The organism is Escherichia fergusonii ATCC 35469, assembly GCF_000026225.1.
GTDB lineage: Bacteria > Pseudomonadota > Gammaproteobacteria > Enterobacterales > Enterobacteriaceae > Escherichia > Escherichia fergusonii.
The window spans coordinates 3288127-3313475 of the sequence record NC_011740.1; the positions used below are offsets into that span (position 1 = coordinate 3288127).

Consider the following 25349-nt stretch of genomic DNA (forward strand, 5'->3'; position numbering starts at 1 on the left):
ATAGTCAGAATTTTTACTGCTACCAGCCAACATATGGCCAGTCAGAAGTGATGTTACCCGCCAGCGGATGCGTCATTCATGTTCGGAACGCAAACAAAAAATGAACAATACCCGTCATTTGGGCAGAAAATTGGATGATAGTTTACCAGATTTTGCGACCTTTGTGGTGAGTCGATTCTGGAAATGGGGAAAAAGAGGCGACAATCAGAAGAATGCGACAAAACCAGACCCACTTTGGCGATAAAAAAACCCGCCGAAGCGGGTTTTTTCGCCAATGGTAATCTGCGTAAGCAGAAACCAATTAACGTTTGGAGAACTGCGGACGACGACGTGCTTTACGCAGACCGACTTTCTTACGTTCAACCTGACGAGCGTCACGAGTAACGAAGCCAGCTTTACGCAGTTCGCCACGCAGGGACTCATCATACTCCATCAGAGCGCGGGTGATACCGTGACGGATCGCACCAGCCTGACCAGAGATACCACCACCTTTAACGGTGATGTACAGGTCCAGTTTCTCAACCATGTCGACCAGTTCCAGCGGCTGACGAACTACCATGCGGGCAGTTTCACGACCGAAGTACTGTTCCAGAGAACGTTGGTTGATTACGATTTTACCGTTGCCCGGTTTGATGAAAACGCGAGCTGCGGAACTTTTGCGGCGACCAGTGCCGTAGTATTGATTTTCAGCCATTGCCTATAATCCCGATTAGATGTCAAGAACTTGCGGTTGCTGTGCCGCGTGGTTGTGCTCGTTACCCGCGTAAACTTTCAGTTTACGGAACATAGCACGACCCAGCGGGCCTTTTGGCAACATGCCTTTAACCGCGATTTCAATCACACGCTCAGGACGGCGAGCAATCATCTCTTCAAAGGTCGCTTGTTTGATACCACCGATGTGGCCGGTGTGGTGATAGTACACTTTGTCAGTACGCTTGTTGCCGGTTACAGCAACTTTGTCAGCGTTCAGAACGATGATGTAATCACCGGTATCTACGTGCGGAGTGTATTCCGCTTTGTGCTTACCGCGCAGGCGACGAGCCAGTTCAGTAGCCAGACGGCCCAGAGTTTTACCGGTCGCGTCAACAACATACCAGTCGCGTTTTACGGTTTCTGGTTTAGCTGTAAAAGTTTTCATTAAAAGCTTACCCAATAAATAGTTACACGTTGGTGAACACCCAAACGTCTTCAATTGTTGAGGTTCACACGACAAAGTCCGGCAAACCTACCCCTTCGAATAGCCTATGCCAGCACACAAAAAGTTTTGGGAAAAAAACTTTCTTGTAACGTGGGGTCGCAGGATTATAGAGAAGTCGGGGTCAAAGATCGACCCCTTTTTGTGATTTGTGGCAGGTTTTAACCCGCTAAATGCTCGCGCTTCAGATACTCTTCGCTTTGCATCTCTTGCAGACGTGACAGGCAACGCTGGAACTCAAATTTCAGCCGCTCGCCCTGATAAATTTCATATAGCGGCACTTCTGCACCCACCACTAATTTGACATGGCGCTCGTAAAACTCATCCACCAGCGCAATAAAGCGCCGCGCTTCGCTCTCCATCAACCGCGTCATGACTGGTACATCAAACAACATGACCGTGTGAAAGAGACGTGAGAGCGCAATATAGTCATGCTGACTGCGGGCATCAACGCACAGCGTAGTAAAAGAGACCGCCAGCGTCTGGTTCTCGACGCCCATTGTCGCCAACGGCCGATGGTTGATTTCTAACGTCGGTGAATTTTCTCGTTTCGCCCCCGCCAGCGCCAACCATAGTTTATCCATTTGCGCCTGGGTTTCATCGTTGAGTGGCGAAAGCCACAGGTGCGCCTGAGTGAGCGTACGCAGTCGATAATCAACACCAGCGTCCACGTTCATTACATCACAATGCTGTTTAATGGCATCGATTGCAGGCAAAAAACGCGCACGTTGCAGGCCATTTCGATAAAGTTCGTCCGGCGGAATATTTGACGTCGCTACCAGGGTAATACCGCGGGCGAACAGGGCTTTCATCAGGCCGCCAAGTAGCATGGCATCGGTAATATCAGAAACAAAAAATTCGTCAAAACAGAGCACGTCAGTTTCTGCTTTAAAGCGATCGGCAATAATTTCCAGCGGATCGGTCTGCCCCTGCAAAGCAGTTAGCTCTTCATGTACCCGCAGCATAAAACGGTGAAAGTGCAGACGCTGTTTCCGCTCTCCCGGCAGGCTTTGATAGAAAAGGTCCATCAGCCAGGTTTTCCCGCGTCCTACCCCGCCCCACATATACAACCCGCGCACGGGTGCATTAGTTGTATCTTCGCGTTTTCCCAGCAGTTTTCCGATCCGCACCATTAACCCGCTCGCTTTGGGCGCTGTTGGCGTACCGTTAATTAACTCCTGATAAATCGTTTCCAGTCGATTCACCGCCTCTTTTTGTACGTCGTCCGGTTGGTGACTACCCTCTTTCAGAGCCTGGAGGTAACGCGATGTTGGGGTAAAGCTTTGCATGATGTTATTGTTATTCCTCGAATACTTTATCTGTCGTAGTTCATGCCTGGCGAAAAAAAGGCCGTTCTACACTACGTGATATGCTGTCGGGATTCCACTTCTACGGGATTAACGGTTATAGTGGCATTATCAGCCGCAGGCATGGAGCCTGAAGCCAACACCCTACGGAAACAAAAGACAACGGGAGATGTTCATGACCTGGGAATATGCGCTAATTGGGTTAGTCGTCGGCATCATTATCGGTGCCGTGGCCATGCGTTTTGGTAATCGTAAATTACGTCAACAACAGGCGTTGCAGTACGAACTGGAAAAAAATAAAGCTGAGTTGGATGAGTACCGCGAAGAGCTGGTTAACCACTTTGCCCGCAGCGCCGAATTACTGGACACCATGGCGCACGACTATCGCCAGCTGTACCAGCATATGGCGAAAAGCTCCAGCAGCCTGCTGCCGGAGCTGTCTGCGGAGGCTAACCCGTTCCGCAACCGTCTGGCGGAATCTGAAGCCAGTAATGATCAGGCACCGGTGCAAATGCCGCGTGACTATTCCGAAGGCGCTTCCGGCCTGCTGCGTAGTGGCGCAAAACGCGATTAATTTATTTTTCGGGCGCAGCCATTGCGCCCTCCTCTTCTGTCCTGGCCCGACTATCATTTAATCTGACATCTGATTGTTCGCAGATTAGAAATTCAATAACATCAATCTGTTTTGAATCGATTTTCCTTATCACTCAAGGTACGAGAGCCGGAATATGAAAAAGCAAACCCAGCTGTTGAGTGTATTAGCGTTAAGTGTCGGGTTAATTCTCGCGGCACCGTATCAAGCCGCAGCATCAATTCCCGGCCAGGTTGCTGGTCAGGCACCTTTACCCAGCCTCGCCCCCATGTTGGAAAAAGTATTACCTGCGGTGGTCAGCGTTCGAGTCGAAGGCACAGCTGTTCAAAGCCAGAATATACCGGAAGAATTCAAAAAGTTTTTTGGCGATGACCTGCCAGAAGGACCTTCACAGCCTTTTGAAGGACTCGGATCAGGTGTCATTATCGATGCAGCTAAAGGCTATGTTCTCACCAATAACCATGTCATAAATCAGGCGCAGAAAATCAGCATCCAGCTCAATGATGGGCGCGAGTTCGATGCGAAACTGATTGGTAGCGACGATCAGAGCGATATCGCCCTGTTGCAAATTCAAAATCCCAGCAAACTGACACAAATTACCATTGCTGATTCCGACAAATTACGTGTCGGTGATTTTGCCGTGGCGGTGGGTAACCCTTTTGGTCTGGGGCAAACCGCGACCTCCGGGATTATCTCGGCGTTAGGTCGTAGCGGGCTAAATCTGGAAGGTCTGGAAAACTTTATTCAAACTGACGCCTCAATCAACCGGGGTAACTCTGGTGGTGCCCTTATTAACCTTAATGGCGAACTGATTGGGATTAATACTGCTATTCTGGCACCAGGTGGGGGCAGTGTAGGTATTGGCTTCGCCATCCCAAGTAATATGGCGCGCACTCTGGCTCAGCAACTGATTGATTTCGGCGAGATAAAACGTGGGTTGCTCGGAATTAAAGGTACGGAGATGACCGCTGATATCGCCAAAGCGTTCAAGCTGGATGTGCAACGTGGCGCATTTGTCAGTGAAGTCATGCCAAACTCCGGTTCAGCGAAAGCAGGTATCAAGTCAGGCGATATCATCACTAGTCTCAATGGGAAGCCATTGACCAGCTTTGCCGAGCTACGTTCCCGCATTGCCACGACCGAACCTGGCACTAAAGTCAAACTGGGCCTGTTGCGTAATGGCAAGCCACTGGAGGTTGAAGTCACGCTGGATACCAGCACCTCATCTTCTGCCAGCGCAGAGATGATCGCCCCAGCGCTACAGGGCGCAACGCTTAGCGATACACAACTAAAAGATGGTACCAAAGGTATCCGCATTGAAAATATTGAGAAAAGCAGTCCGGCGGCACAATCAGGCCTGCAGAAAGACGATGTGATTATTGGAATTAACCGTGATCGCGTGAACTCAATTGCTGAGATGCGTAAAACACTGGAAGCAAAACCGGCGATCATTGCTTTGCAGATTTTGCGTGGCAACGACACCCTTTATCTCCTCCTGCGTTAATGTAGCAAACCGGGCATCAGCCTTACGTGTGATGTCCGGTTAACTCATGGTATGCTGCTCCCGTTCCTTATTTTTATGACGCCTCCATCATGTTTGTGAAGCTCTTACGTTCAGTTGCTATTGGTTTAATTGTTGGCGCCGTGCTGCTGGTCGCCATGCCCTCATTGCGGACAATCAATCCTTTTTCTGCACCGCAATATGACAGTACCGATGAGACGCCAGCCAGCTACAACCCGGCCGTTCGCCGCGCAGCTCCGGCTGTGGTCAACGTCTATAACCGTGCAGTTAACAGCACTTCCCGCAATAAACTTGAGATCCGTGGACTGGGCTCCGGGGTTATCATGGATCAGCGCGGTTATATCATTACCAATAAACATGTGATCAGCGATGCGGATCAAATTATCGTCGCATTACAGGATGGTCGTGTATTTGAAGCCTTGTTGGTAGGCTCCGACAGCCTGACTGATCTGGCCGTTTTGAAAATCAACGCCACCGGTGGATTGCCGACAATTCCAATTAATGCCAATCGTACACCGCACATTGGCGACGTGGTTTTGGCTATCGGTAATCCCTACAACTTGGGGCAGACCATTACTCAGGGGATCATCAGCGCTACCGGGCGTATTGGTCTGAATCCCAGCGGAAGACAAAACTTCCTGCAAACCGACGCCTCCATCAACCACGGTAACTCCGGTGGTGCACTGGTAAATACGCTGGGAGAATTGATGGGTATTAACACACTGTCCTTTGATAAGAGTAATGACGGCGAAACACCAGAAGGGATTGGATTTGCGATTCCTTTCCAGTTAGCAACCAAAATTATGGATAAGCTGATTCGTGATGGCCGGGTAATTCGTGGATTTATCGGTATTGGCGGACGTGAAATTGCCCCGATGCACTCCCAGGCTAATGGGATTGATCAACTCCAGGGCATAGTGGTTAATGAAGTTTCCCCGGATGGCCCGGCAGCTCTGGCAGGTATTCAGGTTAATGATGTGATTATCTCCGTGAACAACAAACCTGCAGTTTCCGCTTTGGAGACAATGGATCAGGTTGCCGAAATTCGCCCTGGTTCAGTGATTCCTGTAGTAGTAATGCGTGACGACAGGCAGTTAACATTCCAGGTCACCATTCAGGAATACCCGGCAACAAACTGATAAAGCTCCCCCGCCTGAGGAGCTATATTAAATCAACAATATTGGCCCGGCCGGGAATCTGGCGAGAAACCCGGCCACCACCAGCGGCGCAACACCAGAAGCTATCGCTACTTTATAGAACAAGGCCAACACTCCAGGTGTGTACCCCATATCTACAGCCACCGTTTCCATATGAGCCAGGACTGACGGTATGGCCAATGCCAAAGCGTTTTTAATGGCATAAACATCAGACAGACAATTAAGCTTTGCGGCAATTATCGCCAGTTGATGCTTCCGGGAAATAATGGTTTACAACGACTGACATACAATAGCCTTTATAAGGAAGGCACAATAATGGTGCTATAAGCGACTTAAAAAATAAGTATGGACTTCCCCAGGCCTACAGACTGGCGATACTTTTTAAAAATCACCAACAGACACCTTTATTGTGCGCAAGGTTAAATCAGACGTTATTTAATAAAGCTGACGTTCTGGCATATTTCTTCAGCAACAATATCTTTACGCTGATTAAAGATAACTTTATTTTGCTCGAACAGGTTATTGCCATGAGTATCAATTGAAACAATTAAAGGGCCAAACTCTTTAACCCGGCAAACCCACAATGTTTCCGGCATCCCTAAATCGCGCCACTGTGCATCTTCAATTTCTTCAACACAGACCGCAGCAACAACCGCACAACCAGCAGGGAAAACACAATGCAAAGCTTTATGTTCAGCACAACCCTCTTCAGTGCCTTTTCCCATACCACCTTTACCGACAATCAGTTTTACCCCGGTTTGCGCAATAAATTCTTTCTCAAATTTTTCCATACGCATACTGGTGGTAGGCCCAACAGAGACCATTTCAAATTTGTCATCAGATCCTGCAATCGGACGAACAATCGGTCCGGCATGAAGAATTGCGCCACCTTCGATATTAACCGGCAGTTCTCTACCACCTTCAATTAATCGGCGATGCGCAACATCACGACACGTTACAATATGACCATTGAGATAAATAATATCTCCCGCTTTAATATCTGCGAGGTCTTCATCTTTAATTGGCGTAGTCAGGATTTTTTTAGTCATTAGAGAGTCACTCCTGTATGAGACGTAATGGTATAATTTAAATCTTTATCGAAAACGATATGGCCTTTGCGGTGCGACCAGCACCCAACGTTTACTGCTACACCAATTGTGGAAGGATGACGTGCAGTATTTTCAATATTCACGCCCATCACGGATGTATTACCAGACATTCCCTGAGGACCTAATCCAATTTTATTAATGCCCTCTTCAAGCATTTTTTCCAGTGATGCAGCCCGTTCATTTTCATTATGAGAACCAACCGGGCGCATCAGCGCTTTTTTCGACAGCAATGCAGCCGTTTCTACAGAGGTCGCCACACCAACACCTACCAACAGCGGCGGACAAGCATTTAGCCCGTAACTGGTCATCACATCCAGCACAAAGCGCGTCACACCTTCGTAGCCTGCGCCCGGCATTAATACCATCGCTTTACCCGGCAAAGAGCAGCCACCGCCAGCCATATAGGTATAAATGCTGCACTGATCAGAGTTGGGAACAATCTCCCAGAACACCGTTGGCGTACCTTTACCCACGTTTTTTCCGGTGTTGTATTCATCAAATGTTTCGACGCTATTGTGCCGTAGTGGAGAGTCAACGGTCGCTTTGATCACCGCTTCACGCAGTAGTGCTTCCAGTTCGCCAATCAGTGGAAAATTCGTACCACACTCCACCAGAAACTGGATTACGCCGGTATCCTGACAAGACGGACGATCCAGTTCTTTTGCCAGACGCTGGTTATCAAACATGGTGGTAAAGATGACATTCGCCAGTTGGCTGGTCTCTTTTTTCTGTAAATCTTCCAGTTTTGCGGTGACATCATCAGGCAGTACTTTGCCGGTATATCCCACAAACCTGGCCATAATATTGGTCATATGGGATATCTGTTCGCTTTTGCTCATAATTGCTCCTTGAAAAGGACAGTTGCGTTAATTACGGGTGAAAGGGGAAAAGAATTGGCAGCAAAATCAGGCTGACAATGGTTGAAACGATAATCAGGGGAATGCCAGCTTTGGCGTAGTCGATGAACTTATAGCCGCCAGCCGAGAGCACCATCATATTTGCTGGCATACCAATGGGTGTGGCGTAGGCACAGGAACCGCCGATAACTGTTGCCATTAAAACAGCACGTGGATCTGCGCCCATTCCAGCTGCAATCGACAAACTTACGGGCACCAGCAACGCTGTTGTCGCAGTGTTAGACATAAAGTTGGTCATAATCACCGATAAGGTAAACACCGCCACCAGTAACATAAAAGGTGAGGAGTTTTGCCCCAACATGCTAATGACATAGTCAGCAACCAGTTTGCCAGCACCTGTCATCTCCAGTGCTTTTGCCAGCGCCAGCGTGCCGCCGAAGATAAAAATGGTCTGCGAATCAATAGCGTTATAGGCCTGTTTTTCATTCAGGACACCTGTCACCACTAACACCAGCGCCCCAACACAACCGATCACTGCCAGACTAATACCGATCTGTTTTTCGAAGATCATGCCAAGGATCGTGGCGATCAATACCACCATAGACAGGATCTGCTTCCACTGTGGTATATGGCTGTAATCTCGTTGCTCGCCCACGCTACCAACCGCACCACCATTCGAGTTAGCAGGCAGGAATTTATAGCCAATTGTCAGGAAGTAAAAAATGCCGCAAGCCAGCATGGGCAGGCCGATTTTGGCGTATTCAAAAAAGCCAAACCCACTACCAATATTCTGTAAAGCGGACTGAGCAATCAGGTTACCCGGCGCACCAATCAGCGATAAGTTGCCGCCGAGCGCCGCAGCAAACACCAGTGGCATCAGCAGATGTGAGCGACTAAAACCTGATTTTGCTGCCACACCGATAACGACCGGAATCAACACCGCTGCTGTTCCGGTGTTGGAAAGAACACCGGACATCAATCCAGTCACCAGCATGATGGTGAAAATGAGCTGCTTTTCGGTTTTGGCAAAGCGAGTGATAACGCCGCCTACTTTATTCGCCATTCCGGTTTCGAATAGCGCACCGCCAACAATAAACATCGCAACAAATAAAATGACGTTATTGTCGATAAAACCGCCAAAAGCCTGTTTAACGTTGAGCACACCGGTAATGACCAGCGCAACACAAACGATCATAGAAGTGACCGCCAGCGGCACTTTTTCCCACACAAACATAGCTATGGCAAAGACCAGTAAACATAGGGTGATGGTAATGGGTTCCATATTTATAATTATCCTATCAATGATATATGATATTGTATCCAATATTGTTGGGGCGAAAATTATGCCTCGCGCCAGGCGAAGTCAACGCGTTTTTAAGAAATGGATCAGTTTTGCGATCTAAATCAAGATCGTCAGAAAACGGTTTCGATGGAAAATTTATTCGTTATATCAATGATTAATATCGCCTGCACAGGAGGTGCAGACGATCAGATCAGGCGGCGGGATCGTCTACGTAGCGGGTTAGCATGTTTTCCATTGAGCGAATAATATGGTCATGCATACGCTGGCGGGCCAGTTTTTCATCATTTTTTTCAAGAGCTTCTAATATACCTTTATGTTCCTGAATGGAAATACCGGCATATTGCTCTTCCGTCACTTTATGACCCATCGACAGGCCATTCCACATATTGGAAAGCAGCATTTTCATTTTTTCATTACCCGCAGCGTTCCAGATTTCCATATGAAACGCCTGATTCAGGTCGGAATATTCAGCAGAATTATTATCAGCGAGGGCTTTCTCCGCCGAATAGTACACCTGAGCAATGCGTGAAATATCGACTCCAGGGCGCGAGGCTTTCGCCACGGCTTCACTCTCCAGCAATGCCCGGATCTCGTAGTGTTCACGAATAGTTTGTTCCTTAATACCCAGCACAACCGCACCTTTGTTTGGTCGTACTTTAATCAGTCCATCTGCCGCCAGAATCTGAAATGCTTCGCGCACGGGCATACTGGAGACGCCCACCATACTGGCAATACCTTCCAGGGTGATCTCCTGTCCTTCCACCAGCTCACGAGACAGTATGGCCTTGCGTAATACCGCTGCGACCTGTTCTTTCGCTGAAAGAAGCTTAATTTTCCCTAACTTAGGTCTCGGCAATTTCCAAATCCTTCATATGTTGACGCATAATTTCTGCTAATGAGAGGAAGTAACGCAGAGTGACCTGCACTATTTCATCGCGTTCACCTTTGCCGATGGCAGTACTGAGTTCGCGTAAAAGTAGCGCTGACTCCTGGCTATCCTCTTTCAGATACAAAATGACATAAGAGATGTAGCCATCCAGAAACTGCTGGTAGGCTTTCGAAAGATAACGGTTATCAATATATGATACGAGTGTCAGATGAAATTCCAGCTCACGAGATTTATCTCCGGGCTGCGCCAGGCTCCGGGCAAGTTGCTTAAGTGTTTCGCCTGCCGCCGATGGAATTAAGGCAAACAGCTCAGCAGCCATTGCCGCAATGACACGAAAGATCTGACTGACATCATCAGCAGCCAGTTTCGCCACTTGCATATGGCGGTTTGGCAAACGGATCAAAAAACCTTCCTGTTCAAGGGCTTGTAATGCTTCTCTGACCGGCATTCTTGAAAGCCCCAGTTGCTCAGCAATACTCTCCTGCGCCAGTTCATCGCCGGCCTGTATATTGCCGGACAAAATTTCGTAGCGAATGATTTGAGAGATCTGATCCCTGGTTTGCTTTCTTTCGATTTTCTTCACAACATCCCCATCAGCTGTCACTAAAGACGCCGGGAGTTTAACAGATTTGTGACGTGGGTTAGTAATTCCAGTGAGGATCTGCAAGAACAAAAAACCGGAGGCATTACTCCGGTTTATCGTTGTGGTGATACAAATTCGCTTATTTATTAACGAACGCTTCACCCAGCTGAATATCTTTCTTCAGTGTATCCAGCATACCTTCCAGCGCATTCTGTTCAAAAGCGCTCAGTTTGCCGATTGATTTACGTTCTTCTACGCCGTTTTTACCCAGCAGCAGTGGCTGAGAGAAGAAACGCGCATATTGGCCATCACCTTCTACATAGGCGCATTCCACCACACCTTTTTCACCCTGTAGCGCACGAACCAATGACAGACCAAAGCGTGCTGCGGCCTGCCCCATCGACAATGTCGCAGATCCGCCACCGGCTTTTGCTTCCACCACTTCAGTACCCGCATTTTGGATACGTTTAGTCAGATCAGCAACTTCTTGCTCGGTAAAGCTCACGCCCGGAATCTGTGACAGCAGGGGCAGAATGGTCACGCCGGAATGGCCGCCAATTACCGGAACTTCGATTTCGTCAGGTTGTTTGCCTTTAAGCTCTGCCACAAAAGTATTGGAGCGGATAATATCCAGCGTGGTTACGCCGAACAGTTTGTTTTTGTCATAAACACCCGCTTTTTTCAGCACTTCTGCTGCAATAGCAACAGTCGTGTTAACCGGGTTAGTAATGATACCAATGCAGGCTTTCGGGCAAGTGGTCGCAATTTGCTGGACCAGATTTTTCACAATGCCAGCATTCACGTTGAACAGGTCAGAACGATCCATACCTGGTTTACGCGCAACGCCCGCAGAGATCAGCACCACATCAGCACCTTCGAGGGCTGGGGTAGCGTCTTCACCAGCAAAACCTTTAATTTTTACAGCAGTAGGAATGTGACTCAGATCAACAGCCACGCCGGGAGTAACTGGAGCGATGTCATACAGGGAGAGTTCTGAACCTGAAGGCAGTTGGGTTTTTAACAGTAGTGCAAGCGCCTGGCCGATACCACCAGCGGCGCCGAGGACTGCGACTTTCATCCTAAACTCCTTATTATATTGATTAGCTAAATATTTGTTGCTCCGCGGCGGCGACCTTAATTCAGAAATTCAATGAATACAATAACCACACTCTAAGAATGTGTACTCACGCGAATTTAGCTTTTATGTATTTAATTTTCCTGATTATAGCCACCCACACAACAGAACAACTTTCCAACAGGTATTGACAATATACCGTACTATTTGACCAAAACAACATCAATTTCATAACATTTTTTTTACTTTTGACGAGATTTGCGAGCCGTGACACAGGCATGTTTCTTGATAACGAAATTTGATAAAATTCTGCTCTTTCATAACATTATTTCAGCCCTCATCAGGGCAGACTGTTTGCATAAAAATTCATCTGTATGCACAATAATGTTGTTTCTACTGCCATATTACGGGTGACTTATGCGAAGCTCGGCAAAGCAAGAAGAATTAGTTAGAGCGTTCAAAGCGCTACTTAAAGAAGAAAAGTTTAGTTCACAGGGCGAAATCGTCGTCGCGTTGCAGGAACAAGGCTTTGACAATATCAATCAGTCTAAAGTCTCACGCATGCTGACGAAGTTTGGCGCAGTGCGTACTCGTAACGCCAAAATGGAAATGGTTTATTGCCTCCCGGCGGAACTGGGTGTACCGACAACATCCAGCCCATTGAAAAACCTGGTGCTGGACATCGACTATAACGATGCCGTTGTGGTAATTCATACCAGCCCAGGTGCGGCGCAACTGATTGCTCGCCTGCTTGACTCTTTGGGTAAAGCAGAGGGGATTCTCGGCACCATCGCCGGTGATGACACAATCTTTACCACGCCCGCCAGCGGCTTCTCAGTGAAAGAACTGTACGAAGCTATTCTGGAACTGTTCGAACAAGAACTTTAATCCCTTTCCCCCGTCGCCAGACGGGGGAAATCTTTCGCCACTCCCCGTTTTCTCCATGGCCTTTCACCTACCTGCTTTAGCATTGAGTGCCTTTATTAGCGACCTCATATTGATGATATGAATACAAAATGTAAATCAGGTCTATTTCCTGGTAATTCACATCTCATTGATTTATCAACAATTAAAAAATGAAATGATTCATATTTGTTATGATTTTAAGATTTGTTAACAATTAATATCACTGCAAATAATTAGCCAGGTATTAATTATTCATGCAACTAGTGTATACTTGATTTTGTGATGAGGGTCACGAAATAAAGGCCCTGATAAAGAATTCTACGAGGTGAAATAATATGAAAATGAAAACAACTGTTGCTGCCCTGAGTGTCCTCTCCGTACTGTCTTTTGGTGCGTTCGCTGCTGACTCCATTAATGCTAATCAGGCGCAAAATCGTGAAGCAATCGGTACGGTATCCGTTAGTGGCGTTGCTTCTTCGCCAATGGATATGCGTGAAATGCTCAACAAAAAAGCAGAAGAGAAAGGGGCATCAGCCTATCAGATCACTGAAGCACGTAGCGGCGATACTTGGCACGCCACGGCCGAACTGTACAAATAAACCCTCATCGTCAAGTCCGACGATATTGCCCCCCAACTGCCGGGGGCTTTTTTTATCTTAATGACGCATATTAAAGCGCAAGTGCCCTTCCAGTTCTTCTTCCGCTTCATCAAATAAAAGAATCAGAGCGCCAAAACGCCTGCGCGTTTTGTCATGGACATGAATAAACTCAATTTCCAGTGGCAGCGGTAGCTTATCCTCCATGATGACATCCCAAAGTGAGTCAAGATCGCGTACCTGATCCCGGGTAAGTCCAAACGTTTGGGTAAACTCACGGAAAAAATCTTCCAGGTTCTCAATCTCATCAAAATCAAAAGTATAGATATTCATCAACTGCACCATTTTTTCCGTCGGCTTTCCACATGACATAGTGATCAGATTATCCGCACAACGACTAAGTATAGGCGTAAAAAAACCGACGCTGTTGGCATCGGTTTTCATACTTAACTGCTTGTCAGCGCATGTTGATACTTATGCAACATGCCTGAAAGTCGCTTCACCGGCTCGGTGACTTGTGGCGGTGCGTGCCATATCCGCAATTTCTCCTGATAAATCTCCAGCTCTTCCAGCAGCTGGCTAAAATATTTACGTCGTTTATCATCGCTGCGTGCAGAAATCACCTTATCGGCAGTGCGCCGCATCTGACGATGAAATGCAGATAAGTCGTCGTTAATCGGTACGGGTGCATCGCGCAAACGCTGATGAGCAATAATCATCGTCAATGCCAGACGAAACTTCGGCAGATCACCAGGAAACTTATTCATTAACAAGAACAGCTGCTGATAAAGTGCCGGAAGGTGATTCTCTTTACGTCGCACGACATTAGTCGTCATGGCAGAGATAGCCGCTGAGACAAACTGATTTAGCAACACACGTCCGGTGCGATCCCGGGATTTATCACGCACCAGCAAAATGACGGTAAATGCCAACACGCAGCCGACAATCTGTCCAAGCGCGCTATCCAGGAACAAACTGAATTCAAACTTCATCGGGTTATCCAGCACAATGATGTTAATTGTACTGGCCAGCGCCCCCATCGAACCCAGTCGACGTTTTTGCACTTCAATACCAAGGAAGAATCCCAGCACTGCCAGACTCAGGCATAACAACAACATGCTTTGTTGCGTATTGGGGATGATCACCAAAAAATAGAGTAACCCCAACGGCAGTGCCGCCAGCGTGCCATAGATAAAATCGATTCCCACCATTCGAGGATTAGGCAGCCGCATTGCCAGTGATGTTACAACAGCAATCATCACCATTGCCCCACTACCAGAAGTCCAGCCGGTCCATAACCAGAACAATGTTCCCAACACGCAAGAAATCGTGGTTCGCCAGAAGTTAACCATTGCGTGGTGGCGTTCGGCTGACTCGGCTTTCACCACCGGCTCACCTTGTAAGATCTCTTCTTCCGTAGCGCTAATTTTGGTGTTGCTGATAACCCCGCGTTTGATCAACAGATAACGTGTCGCCGCCCCTGCCCAACTATAAATCGTCACGGGCGTTTCACGCTCTCCTGTCCATGCAATAACGCGACGTAAACGCTTAAGCTGCTTATGCACATCCTGAGCAGTTTCAACAGGAGTGCTGAAGAACTCCCGAAAAGTCTCGGTGATCAGTTCTGGTCGGGTGTTCTGAATTAAATAGGTTTCGCATGATTGAGTAATCAATGTCAGCGATAACGTATTAAGTGCTTTTAAGCGTCGATTTGCCCGCGCCCAGCGGGAAGATTCCATATTAAGATTGCTGCGCATCCCTTCCAGGGCTGTTGTCCGCCGCACCAGATTTCCCCAGGCTTTGTCCACCTCCTCCGCTTCACCGTGTTTGATACACAACTGCATCAGTTGATACTGGGCCACCAGCAAGCTATCCAGTTCACGATCCACTTCTTGTTTGATCGATCGCGGCGAAAAGATCAGGTCCGCCACAATTGCGCAGACAATACCGACGACAATCTCACTGCAACGTTCAAGCGCAAACTGCGGCGTCAGCAAAGGCTCGGGCTGAATGGTAATGACGATAATGAGCGCGGTGTAGCCTGCCAGCCCCCACGCATACGAATTTTCAACCCGTACCAGCGATGAGATCCAGGTACAAAATCCAGCCCAGATACAGCACACCAGAATCATCAACAGTGGCGCACGGATCATAGCGATGATAATCACCAACCCGGCGATACAACCAATAAACGTCCCAATAATACGCAACATTCCGCGATAACGAATCGCCCCGGCGTAAGGCTCTCCCCCGGCGGCAAACGCCGGGCCAGCGGCGACAATTGCCGCCGTCAATACCGCCCAGCGTGGCGTCTCCAGCTGAAAATGGAAACCGACAAACAGCGTCAACACGATGGCGCTCGCCAGCTTGACTGCAAAGCGAATATGTTGGTTAGCTATAGAAAAAATGCCCATCGTGATTAACCAAACTCACGCAGTCGGTGAGCCATTTTGCGAAAGAATGAATCCTGACTCTCGTCACGATCATCTTTCCCGGTAACCACCACCGTTGCTGTAGTACCTGCGGGCCACAAATTTTCTGGTTGTGCGTCAAGGCGTATCCGTACGGGTACACGTTGTGCCAGGCGAACCCACTCCAGATTTGAATCAATGGTCGCCATACCTTTAGCATCGCGGGTACTGCTGGCATTAGTTACCCCGGCAGCAATACTATCAACAGTGCCTTTTAACACACGGTTACTGCCCAGTGGTGTAATTTCCGCCCGGTAACCAGGACGAACCCCTTCCAGCTTTGTTTCTTCCATATAGGCCAGCACATAGAAGGTGTTCTGTTTTACCAGTGCAACCGCCGTTGAACCTCGGGTAATAAATTCACCAGTATATACATTCAGGTTAGTTACCCAGCCATCAGCAGGCGCGCGGATCACGGTACGTTCAAGATCGAGTTTAGCTAAGTCACGAGTTGCCTGAGCTTTCGCTAACTGGTGTAACACCGTTTGCAGGACGTTATTCGCCTGGTCAATCTCTTCACGAGACATCGCCTGTACACCCAGCCTATTACGACGACTCGCTTCCTGGCGCTTTTCCTGTGCCAGCACGCTGTAATACGCGACATCAGCTTCCGCTTCTGCCAGTGCTTTTTGATAACGTGGCTGATCGATAGTGAACAGAACCTGCCCTTTTTTCACCAACTGGTTATCATGAACATTGACGTTAGTGATGAGTCCGGCAACATCCGGGGCGATAGCCACCACATCGGCGCTAAAGCGGGCGTCGCGTGTCCACGGTGACTCCGTGTAGTAGACCCAGGCGCGAAAAATGGCAATAAATGCCAGGATAACCAGTACCAGCGTAATCGCCGTACGCGTGAGTTTTCTTATTAGTGTTTTCACTTAAACCTCAAACAAACAGGCGCGATATCAAGTAGAAGAGACAGCAATAGAGCGCAGTGTTAAACAACGCGGGATGCCAGACAAAATCGTAGATGCCAGTCGGCACTAAGACCCGACGCACCAGCCAGAAAATCGCCAGTGATAACAGCAGCTCGAAAAATATCGGTGGGAAGGAAAGACCAAACACCACGATAACGGGAAACAGACTCATGTTGACCTTGATAACTTTAGAGAGCGCAGATGATGTAGTTGTCAGACTATGTCACCGCAGAGAAGGGCAAGAAAAGCCAGGTGAGAACGACATAGCTGTTAATTGATAATTAATATATTAGCGTAACTGTTATGCTGTTATCTATATAATGTGATCTAAATCACTTTTAAGCCAGAGTGAATAATGGAAAGACTAAAACGCATGTCGGTGTTCGCCAAAGTTGTTGAATTTGGCTCTTTTACTGCCGCCGCCAGACAGCTACAGATGAGTGTTTCCTCCATCAGTCAAACTGTCTCTAAACTGGAAGATGAGTTGCAGGTTAAGCTGTTGAATCGCAGTACGCGTAGTATCGGGCTGACTGAAGCGGGTCGAATTTACTATCAGGGTTGCCGCAGGATGCTACATGAAGTTCGTGATGTTCATGAGCAACTTTACGCCTTTAACAACACCCCTATTGGTACACTACGGATCGGCTGTTCTTCAACTATGGCGCAAAATGTTCTCGCCGGACTAACCGCCAAATTATTAAAAGAGTACCCCGGTTTAACCGTAAATCTGGTGACCGGCATTCCGGCTCCTGATCTGATCGCTGATGGTCTGGATGTGGTGATTCGTGTCGGTGCCTTGCAAGACTCAAGCCTGTTTTCACGTCGCCTTGGCGCGATGCCGATGGTGGTTTGCGCCGCTAAAAGCTATCTCAGCCAGTATGGCATACCAGAAAAACCTGCCGACCTTAGCAGCCATTCATGGCTTGAATACAGTGTGCGACCGGATAACGAATTTGAGCTGATCGCCCCGGAAGGGATCTCTACACGGTTGATCCCACAAGGGCGGTTTGTCACCAACGATCCCATGACTCTGGTACGCTGGCTGACAGCAGGCGCAGGGATCGCATATGTTCCACTGATGTGGGTGATCAATGAGATCAACCGTGGAGAACTGGAGATCTTGCTGCCACGTTATCAGTCGGACCCGCGCCCGGTTTATGCCCTGTACACTGAAAAGGATAAAATGCCTCTGAAGGTGCAGGTGGTGATTAACTCATTGACGGATTACTTTGTCGAGGTGGCAAAACTGTTCCAGGAGATGCACGGGCGAGGAAAAGAGAAGTAATTAACTATCAGCACTCATGTCACATCTGGTGGCGACCTGTGCCTGATACGACGCTGACGTCGTATCAGGCCTGCACAGATTACGCTGTACCACCAACCGTCAGGTTATCAACTTTGAGTGTAGGTTGCCCTACCCCCACAGGCAGACTTTGCCCCTCTTTGCCGCAGACACCAACGCCATTATCCAGTTTAAGGTCGTTGCCGACCATGGAGATCTGCTGCATGGTTTCGATCCCAGAACCGATCAACGTTGCACCTTTTACCGGTTTCGTCACTTTGCCATTTTCAATCAGATACGCTTCTGAGGTGGAGAAAACGAATTTACCGGAAGTGATATCAACCTGGCCGCCACCAAAGTTCGGCGCATAAATACCATATTCAACAGATTCAATAATTTCCTGCGGAGTAGATTTGCCTGGCAGCATGTAAGTATTGGTCATACGCGGCATAGGCAAATGAGCATAAGATTCACGGCGACCATTCCCGGTCGGCGTCATGCCCATTAGACGTGCGTTGAGTTTATCCTGCATGTAGCCTTTCAGAATGCCGTTTTCAATCAGCACGTTGTACTGACCCGGAGTGCCTTCATCATCAATCGCCACCGAACCACGGCGATCAACCATCGTACCGTCATCAACCACAGTACACAGCGTTGAGGCAACCAGCTCACCCACCTGACCACTAAAGACGGAAGTGCCACGGCGGTTAAAGTCACCTTCCAGCCCGTGTCCGACCGCTTCATGCAACAATACCCCCGGCCAGCCTGCACCGAGAACTACCGGCATTGTCCCTGCTGGTGCCGCAACAGCTGAAAGATTGACCAGCGCCATACGCACCGCTTCTTTCGCCCAGGCGTCTGCACGGACTTCACCGTCCAGATCTGCAAGGAAAAATTCATAACCAAAACGACCGCCACCACCGCTTGCGCCGCGTTCACGTTTGCCGTCTTCTTCTACCAGCACACTGACAGACAAGCGCACCAGGGGGCGAACATCGGCTGCCAGCGTACCGTCAGTGGCAGCAACCAAGATTAATTCATAGACACCACTCAGGCTGGCAGTCACTTCCTGTACGCGCTTGTCCGCTTCGCGAGCGACCTTATCGACGCGGCGCAGGATATCCAGCTTCTCTTCACGACTCATGCTTTGCAGCGGATCAACAGCGGTATACAGCGGGGAGTGTTCAACAGCGCCCAGGGTTTGTACTTTTCCATCACCACTGTCACGGACAATAGTGCGCGCGGCCTGGGCGCTCTGTTCAAGTGCCAGCAGACTTATCTGATCGGCATAGGCAAAGCCTGTTTTCTCACCGCTGATCGCCCGAACACCGACACCCTGATCGATGTTATAAGAACCATCTTTAATGATGCGATCTTCTAAAACCCAGGATTCGTGATAGCTCGACTGAAAATAGAGATCGCCATAATCCAGGCGACGTTCGGCCAGTTGACCGAGAATGGCGAACAGATCCTGATGCTTCAGGCCATTCGCGGTTAGCAGTTGTTCACTTACCAGGTTAAGACTCATCGTTTTTGCTACTCGTTAGTTACTGCGGTAGAGGATTTTTACAGCTGCCGGATGCGGCTTTAACACCTTACCAGCTTACGGTTTCGTTCCTGCTCATTGGCCTTACGGCAACGACTCTTTAATGAGATTGGGGCAATTACACGCCCCCGTCAAATCATTGCTGGTTTTCTTTACGCGGCTGACGAAGTACTTCGTTAATCTGCGGCTGATCGATAGTCCCTGAAATGTGGTAACGCAAAATTGAGACTTTACTCCACAATGGCCCCAGAACTTTACTGGCGGCGAATACAGCCGCCCCCACAATCGGATTAACAGCAAACGCTGCTGCCACGCCGACTGTTGCTGAAATTTCAGGTGCAACCACGGCTTCCATATTCAGTTTACGCTGCACAAGATTAACCGAACCTTTCATCGCGATATCCGCTTCAAGTCCGTCCACCAGCGTATCATCCGTATGTAATACGCCATCTTTAATCCAGGCGGTACTGTTTATTGAATCGTAATAAAAACCTTCACCAAAGGTATCGCTGAAATCAAAGCGCAATTTACGCAACAAGGCATCGACACTCAGCAAGCGCAGCAACTGCCCCGCATGACCTGTGCTGATATCGGTTAACTCACCTTTGCCCAAATGCGTACGGATAATGCCGTTGAGTGTGGCTTCATCTGGCTGCCAGGGCGGATTACGCCAGTGCAGATCATATTCGAAATTAAACGACGAATTACGGATCGGCGTTGAAACACCAAAAAACTCAACTGCGGCATCAATCTTTTTACCCCGCAGCTTACCTTTAATCGATGTACGTTCGTTACCCGGCGCATTTACCCACTCGCCGTCAGCGGTGAGTCTGGCATAGCCCGTATCAAGTAGCCCGTTGCTCAGGGTGAGCGTGTTGCCATTAATTGCAATATCGCCGTCGATCCGGCCATATTTTTGCCCCCAAAACCAGCATTGTTGGCAGCGTATTTGCGCATCTGGCCAGCCCTGGAAACTAATCTGGTTGGCAGCAGCAAATGGCGACGATGTTCCGTTACTCTTCGCCACGCTGGGGTTGTAATAGAGATATTTAATATTTGCCAGCCACGGTGCGTTATTGTGCATCGCCAGAGAGGCATTAATTTCACGCCCCTGAGCTTCCACTACCGTACCATTGGCAGATGGCTCAGAAATAATACTCAGATTGTTCCAGCGCTGCCCACCTAAAGACAACATCGGCGTACGTAAGGTGATATATTCCGGGAAGTGGGTGGTATTTCCGACCTGATTCCCCACGCCTTGCTGAAACAGTGCCAGCCACTCTGCACCATCCATTGCCGGAAGATTCAACTCAACACCAGAGTGTTCTGGCAACGGCGGAAGTGTTTTACTGTCAGATGCCCAAATAGCCCGCTCAAGAGAGAGCCTCTCTCCCAGCATCCAGTGACTATTAAAATGGTTGTTTTCCCCGACAAGCCCTGTCAGTTCAAAGCCCTGCAAATTACCTTTCACGTTCATTGTGAATGGTAGCGGTTCGCCAGCGCTTTTTTCCAGCGGTGATGGTAAGTGACTACTTACATTCTTCATATCACCACTAAGTTCAACGTCATAAGTAGCGCCAGCACGATACGGAAGCTCAATACCTACTTTTCCGTCCCACGTTACGCTACCACTCAGCGCATCATTTATCTGTGTCGGAAGAACACCGGTACGTGCCGGTTGCCAGTTTCCGCTTAGATTCACCGCGACCTGATATGCTTTCGCCCCTTCGTTGGTGGTGAAATCGACATTCAGCGGTTGATTAAACCAACGTGCTGTCAACGGCTCACTGGTCAGATTGCCGTTGATAAAGCGGAATTTACCACTCAGGTTATCCAGTTTGCTATCGAGAGGCTTAATAAACAGGCTGTTATTTTTAAGTGCAACCTCGCCTTTGGCAGTAACAAGTTCGCCATTCAGTGGAATATCCAGATGTAAGCGAGCATTCACATTACCATCCAGCTGAAGTTGCTCAAGCGTTGCACCAAGTGAATCTTTTAACGGCGATTCGTCGAAATACGGCCCAACGGCTTTACCAGGACCACTGATATCCGCATCAATTAATAACTTCTCTTTCGAATAATCAGGGATGACCGCTGTCAGATTACTGGCCTGAACACCGCCCAGATTCACTTTGTCACTGCGCATCCATAAGCCGTCATTGATAAAATCCAGCTCAATATCAAGATTTGTTAGCGCAGGCCAGTCGGGTTGAAAGGCAAATTTGGCATTACGTAGCGGGACTAATACTTCAAATTGCCCGTCATTGTTTTCATAAGGGAAGTTTTGTGGGTTACCGCCGTACACCAGAGTTGCGTTATCTGCCTGACCGCCCTGAATGGCGCTACTGAGATAATCAACCAGCTCTTTACCCATCAGGTTTTCCGGGAAGTAGCGCCAGGCTTGTGAACCATCGTCGGTACTGATTCCCGCCAGAATACCCAGCCATGGCTCATCATTGGCAGGCTGTAGATAGCGAAAACCACCATGGGCATGAACAGCCGTTGCTTTGACGTCTATATTGCGACCATCTAACTGAAATCCTTTGTCATTTTTCAGCCAGTTTATAGTTGCCACACCCTCTTCTATTTCCAGCGGGGCGCGGAAAACCGTTTCGTAAGGCATTTTTGCCTGTTTCATCGAAACCGTCATGCTGGCGTTTTCGACACTACCAGCCAGCGTACCGGAGAAATGCTCAGCACCTGGCAGCAGTTTCCACTGTTTCCAGGCAAGATCACGCCAGTCGATTTGAAAACGGGTTTTTTCTGTTTGCTGTAGAGGAATATCCAGCGCAAGGACGTTTATTTGCCCGCTCGGTTGAGTCGCTTGCCAGATCTCACTCAGTGCCGGTGAAAGTTTACTTGCCAACGGACGGAGACCTTCCAACCCAGCCAGCTCCAGATGACTGGCACGGATTCGCAGCTCATCACTACGCTGATTATTCTTACCACCAACATCCTGTTCCGGTATCCAGGCCAAAGTTAATGCCCCACTCGGCCACGGTTTGTCATCCATCGTAATACGGGTATCAGGAATGGAAAATTGCCAGCCAGGCTGTTCGCGGGTGATGTGCGCAGTGAGATTATCAACAGAAAGAGTATGGGTTTTACCTTCTCCCAGCCAGCTTGCACCGCCCTTTTTCAGCCAGATATCGCCTCCGATAATGTCGCCATCGTCGATAGTCATCCAACCTTCAAGGGAGAATTGCGCCGTTTCAAGAGCAATGTTGTCCTGCATCCATTTACCCAGCCACGGCTTTACATCGATATCATCAGCCTGTAGCCAGATTCGACCATCTTTCAGCAGGCCATCGTTATCCTGCAAATCCATACGCACCTGCATCACACCATGCTGCCCGGTAAGGCTGGAAAGGCTGACCTGTCCTTCGGCACGGTGGCGAGCCTGGTCGTTCAGCCACGTCAGTTGCGGGATCGCCAGTTCAGCGCGTTGCCCGGATAACGTAATAAAACTGACTTCGCTGTCACGTAGATCAAAGTGATCGAACTGGCGCAGAAAAAGATCGCTGAGTTGGCTGCCTTCCAGCCCTTCACCACCATCACCTGGTTCTATGGGTGTATTGGTACGAAAACGTAATTGCCAGAAAGTGAGATCGCGAAATTGCCAGCGCATATGCAGCAAGCTTTGCCACACATCCAGTGCAAGAGTGACACGTTTTACAGAAAATTCACCGCCATCTTTTAAATCAGCGTGAATATCACGGGCTTCAAGGGTCGGGCCGAAAGTCTGCCAACTGGCGGAGAGCTGGCTGGCATCGACCGGGACTCCGGTCGCGGATTCAATTTTGTTGAGGATCTCTGGACGCCAGTGATCAAGATGGGGTAACGCCAGGCGCAGGCCACTGACCAGCAGCGCCACAACGACGACGAGCGTGGCTCCAGTGAGCAGTAAAATCCCCGGCAATCGCCTCACGCGTCTCTCCTTGTCTGCCTAAAAAGGGCCGTCTGACTGGCGGCCCGGTGCGGGTTTACATCATTACAACGTCAAACTGCTCCTGGTTATAGAGCGGTTCGATTTGTACTTTAACTTGTTTACCAACAAAAATTTCCACTTCTGCCAGCGCGTGTGACTCTTCTCCCTTCAGCGCTTCTGCCACTGCCGGAGAAGCATAGACGAGGAAGCGATCAGAGTCATAAGCATGATGCACGCGCACGATTTCACGCATGATCTCATAGCAGACGGTTTCTACCGTTTTCACCGTTCCACGGCCATGGCACGTTGGGCATTCGTTACACAACACATGCTCAATACTTTCGCGGGTGCGCTTGCGTGTCATCTCCACCAGCCCCAGAGCTGAAAATCCGTTAACGCTGGTTTTTACCCGATCTTTACTCAGCGCCTGCTCCAGCGAATGGAGTACCCGACGACGGTGATCTTCATTATTCATATCAATGAAATCAATAATGATTATGCCACCAAGGTTACGTAAACGCAGTTGGCGAGCAATCGCTTGTGTTGCTTCGATGTTGGTGTTGAATATGGTGTCATCCAGGTTGCGATGGCCGACAAATGCGCCGGTGTTGATATCTACTGTGGTCATCGCTTCCGTCTGATCAATGATCAGGTAGCCGCCAGATTTCAACTCAACTTTACGCTCCAGCGCCCGCTGGATCTCATTTTCCACATCAAAGAGATCGAAAATCGGCTGGCGCCCGCTGTAATGTTCCAGTTTGCTGGTCATTTCGGGAATGTACTCAGCGGTAAATTCCAGCAATGCTTCATAGGTTAAACGAGAGTCCACGCGGATCCGATCCAGCTCAGCATCAGCAAAATCTCTTAATACACGCTGTGCCAGGGCCAGTTCACCATAAAGCTGATAGCGGGTTTGTGGGCGCTTTTTGCGCTCCATCACTTTGGTCCACACGCGCTTGAGATAAGCCGCGTCAGAAGCCAGTTCCGCCTCTCCTACGCCTTCTGCCGCTGTTCGGATAATAAATCCGCCCTGCTCATCACAATAGTCTGCCACCACCTTTTTCAGGCGTTCGCGTTCAGACTCACTTTCAATGCGTTGAGAAACTCCAACATGTGAAGCTCCTGGCATAAATACCAGATAACGAGAAGGCAAAGTGATATCAGTGGTCAGGCGCGCCCCTTTAGTGCCAAGGGGATCTTTGACCACCTGCACCATCAGATCCTGCCCCTGACGCACCAGTTCAGAGATATCCCGGACGGTAAACTGCTTTTGTTCATCACCTGCCACACATTCGGTATGCGGCATAATATCGGAAGCATGGAGGAATGCGGCTTTTTCCAGGCCAATATCTACAAAAGCCGCCTGCATACCCGGAAGTACACGACTCACACGACCTTTGTAGATATTGCCTACGATTCCGCGTCGCGCCTCACGTTCAATATGAATTTCCTGCAGAATACCGCCATCAATATACGCCACGCGTGTTTCCGATGGCGTTACGTTTACCAACAATTCAGCCGTCATGTTTATCCCTTTCTTCACGCAGTGCGTTAAAATTACTTAATAATTCATACGTTTCAACCAGCGGTAAGCCGACTACGGCGTGATAGCTGCCATTTATCTTCCTGACAAAACAACCACCCAGCCCCTGAATACCGTATGCACCTGCTTTATCTAACGGTTCACCGCTGGCGACGTAACCTGCGATGTCTTCGTCTGTTAACGTTCTGAAAGTCACATCAGTAACCACCAGGCAATCCAGCACATGTTGGCGGTCTGCCAGTGCCACTGCCGTCATCACCTGGTGAGTCTGCCCTGATAGTTTGCGTAGCATTGCGCTTGCGTGTGCAGCGTCGCGCGGTTTTTCCAGTACTTCTCCGTTGAGAATGACAATAGTATCTGCCCCCAATACTGGCAGATTCTGCGTCACTTTAGCGACACCTGCCTGCGCCTTTTCCCGCGCCAGACGTGTGACATATTGCTGAGCGCTCTCCTGCGGCTGACGCTGTTCTTCAATACCCGTAACAATACGTTCAAAGGTAACGCCAAGTTGCGCAAGTAACTCCTGACGACGCGGAGAACCGGAAGCTAAATACAGAGAAGTCATAGA

At 48.9% G+C, this 25349-nt stretch carries 23 protein-coding genes and 1 pseudogene; 6 read left to right on the plus strand and 18 right to left on the minus strand.

Features of this window, described 5'->3' with window-relative positions:
* Window positions 1-301: 301 nt before the first annotated feature.
* From rpsI to zapE, 3 genes are all read right to left on the minus strand, one after another.
* Window positions 302-694: a 30S ribosomal protein S9 gene (rpsI, locus tag EFER_RS16120; RefSeq protein ID WP_000829815.1), complete on the minus strand. Its 393-nt coding sequence runs from the start codon at window positions 692-694 to the stop codon at window positions 302-304.
* A 15-nt stretch (window positions 695-709) separates the two neighbouring features.
* Entirely contained in the window at window positions 710-1138 is a 429-nt protein-coding gene (gene rplM, locus EFER_RS16125) for a 50S ribosomal protein L13 (protein WP_000847559.1), read from the minus strand.
* Window positions 1139-1356: 218 nt separating this feature from the next.
* A complete protein-coding gene (zapE, locus tag EFER_RS16130; RefSeq protein WP_001190506.1) occupies window positions 1357-2484 on the minus strand; it encodes a cell division protein ZapE in 1128 nt (375 codons plus the stop codon).
* Between the two features lie 193 nt (window positions 2485-2677).
* On the opposite strand from zapE, the gene zapG reads away from it, so the two are divergent.
* The 3 genes from zapG (at window position 2678) to degS (ending at window position 5755) form a co-directional block, all read left to right on the plus strand.
* Window positions 2678-3076, plus strand: coding sequence for a Z-ring associated protein ZapG (gene zapG / locus EFER_RS16135; protein WP_002431325.1), 399 nt, complete (start codon window positions 2678-2680; stop codon window positions 3074-3076).
* 154 nt (window positions 3077-3230) lie between these two features.
* Entirely contained in the window at window positions 3231-4598 is a 1368-nt protein-coding gene (gene degQ / locus EFER_RS16140) for a serine endoprotease DegQ (protein ID WP_000745040.1), read from the plus strand.
* Between the two features lie 89 nt (window positions 4599-4687).
* Window positions 4688-5755: an outer membrane-stress sensor serine endopeptidase DegS gene (degS, locus tag EFER_RS16145; protein ID WP_000497731.1), complete on the plus strand. Its 1068-nt coding sequence runs from the start codon at window positions 4688-4690 to the stop codon at window positions 5753-5755.
* Between the two features lie 36 nt (window positions 5756-5791).
* Here degS and EFER_RS23250 read toward each other — a convergent pair.
* The 7 genes and pseudogenes from EFER_RS23250 to mdh all read right to left on the minus strand — a co-directional run.
* Window positions 5792-6022, minus strand: a pseudogene (locus tag EFER_RS23250) (oxaloacetate decarboxylase subunit beta); the annotation flags it as partial.
* A gap of 182 nt (window positions 6023-6204) precedes the next feature.
* Complete coding sequence (gene ttdB, locus EFER_RS16150) at window positions 6205-6822, minus strand: L(+)-tartrate dehydratase subunit beta (RefSeq protein ID WP_000162409.1); 618 nt, start codon at window positions 6820-6822, stop codon at window positions 6205-6207.
* Entirely contained in the window at window positions 6822-7721 is a 900-nt protein-coding gene (ttdA, locus tag EFER_RS16155; protein ID WP_000045353.1) for a L(+)-tartrate dehydratase subunit alpha, read from the minus strand. The genes ttdB and ttdA overlap by 1 nt, the downstream gene beginning before the upstream one ends.
* Window positions 7722-7752: 31 nt before the next feature.
* A complete protein-coding gene (locus tag EFER_RS16160; RefSeq protein ID WP_000433387.1) occupies window positions 7753-9021 on the minus strand; it encodes an SLC13 family permease in 1269 nt (422 codons plus the stop codon).
* A 211-nt stretch (window positions 9022-9232) separates the two neighbouring features.
* The gene (locus tag EFER_RS16165; protein WP_001137891.1) at window positions 9233-9898 is read right to left on the minus strand and encodes a GntR family transcriptional regulator; all 666 of its coding nucleotides are present in this window, start codon (window positions 9896-9898) and stop codon (window positions 9233-9235) included.
* Window positions 9885-10514 carry a GntR family transcriptional regulator gene (locus tag EFER_RS16170; protein ID WP_024256539.1) on the minus strand — a complete coding sequence of 210 codons (630 nt, stop codon included), beginning with the start codon at window positions 10512-10514 and terminating at the stop codon, window positions 9885-9887. The genes EFER_RS16165 and EFER_RS16170 overlap by 14 nt, the downstream gene beginning before the upstream one ends.
* Before the next feature lie 139 nt (window positions 10515-10653).
* A complete protein-coding gene (gene mdh, locus EFER_RS16175) occupies window positions 10654-11592 on the minus strand; it encodes a malate dehydrogenase (protein WP_000861594.1) in 939 nt (312 codons plus the stop codon).
* A gap of 414 nt (window positions 11593-12006) precedes the next feature.
* Between mdh and argR the strand changes: the two genes are divergently transcribed.
* Both argR and yhcN read left to right on the plus strand, forming a co-directional pair.
* Window positions 12007-12477, plus strand: coding sequence for a transcriptional regulator ArgR (gene argR, locus EFER_RS16180; RefSeq protein ID WP_001257854.1), 471 nt, complete (start codon window positions 12007-12009; stop codon window positions 12475-12477).
* A 353-nt stretch (window positions 12478-12830) separates the two neighbouring features.
* A complete protein-coding gene (yhcN, locus tag EFER_RS16185) occupies window positions 12831-13094 on the plus strand; it encodes a peroxide/acid stress response protein YhcN (RefSeq protein ID WP_000782936.1) in 264 nt (87 codons plus the stop codon).
* Window positions 13095-13151: 57 nt separating this feature from the next.
* Here yhcN and EFER_RS16190 read toward each other — a convergent pair whose 3' ends face one another.
* The 4 genes from EFER_RS16190 to aaeX all read right to left on the minus strand — a co-directional run bounded on the left by EFER_RS16190 (window position 13152) and on the right by aaeX (window position 16654).
* Entirely contained in the window at window positions 13152-13424 is a 273-nt protein-coding gene (locus EFER_RS16190; protein ID WP_024256540.1) for a barstar family protein, read from the minus strand.
* A gap of 113 nt (window positions 13425-13537) precedes the next feature.
* The gene (aaeB, locus tag EFER_RS16195) at window positions 13538-15505 is read right to left on the minus strand and encodes a p-hydroxybenzoic acid efflux pump subunit AaeB (RefSeq protein WP_000510919.1); all 1968 of its coding nucleotides are present in this window, start codon (window positions 15503-15505) and stop codon (window positions 13538-13540) included.
* 5 nt (window positions 15506-15510) lie between these two features.
* Window positions 15511-16443, minus strand: coding sequence for a p-hydroxybenzoic acid efflux pump subunit AaeA (gene aaeA, locus EFER_RS16200; protein WP_000854043.1), 933 nt, complete (start codon window positions 16441-16443; stop codon window positions 15511-15513).
* Between the two features lie 7 nt (window positions 16444-16450).
* Window positions 16451-16654: a p-hydroxybenzoic acid efflux pump operon protein AaeX gene (aaeX, locus tag EFER_RS16205; RefSeq protein ID WP_000051841.1), complete on the minus strand. Its 204-nt coding sequence runs from the start codon at window positions 16652-16654 to the stop codon at window positions 16451-16453.
* 183 nt (window positions 16655-16837) lie between these two features.
* Between aaeX and aaeR the strand changes: the two genes are divergently transcribed.
* Window positions 16838-17767 carry an HTH-type transcriptional activator AaeR gene (gene aaeR, locus EFER_RS16210; protein ID WP_000440325.1) on the plus strand — a complete coding sequence of 310 codons (930 nt, stop codon included), beginning with the start codon at window positions 16838-16840 and terminating at the stop codon, window positions 17765-17767.
* 79 nt (window positions 17768-17846) lie between these two features.
* Here the strand turns inward: aaeR and tldD are convergent, their stop codons facing one another.
* From tldD to EFER_RS16230, 4 genes are all read right to left on the minus strand, one after another.
* Window positions 17847-19292: a metalloprotease TldD gene (tldD, locus tag EFER_RS16215; RefSeq protein ID WP_000055947.1), complete on the minus strand. Its 1446-nt coding sequence runs from the start codon at window positions 19290-19292 to the stop codon at window positions 17847-17849.
* Between the two features lie 154 nt (window positions 19293-19446).
* On the minus strand, window positions 19447-23238 hold the full coding sequence (gene yhdP / locus EFER_RS16220; protein ID WP_001253643.1) for an AsmA2 domain-containing protein YhdP: 3792 nt from the start codon (window positions 23236-23238) through the stop codon (window positions 19447-19449).
* A gap of 55 nt (window positions 23239-23293) precedes the next feature.
* Window positions 23294-24763: a ribonuclease G gene (rng, locus tag EFER_RS16225; protein WP_000123204.1), complete on the minus strand. Its 1470-nt coding sequence runs from the start codon at window positions 24761-24763 to the stop codon at window positions 23294-23296.
* Window positions 24753-25346, minus strand: coding sequence for a Maf family protein (locus EFER_RS16230; protein ID WP_000203087.1), 594 nt, complete (start codon window positions 25344-25346; stop codon window positions 24753-24755). The genes rng and EFER_RS16230 overlap by 11 nt, the downstream gene beginning before the upstream one ends.
* Between the last annotated feature and the right edge of the window lie 3 nt (window positions 25347-25349).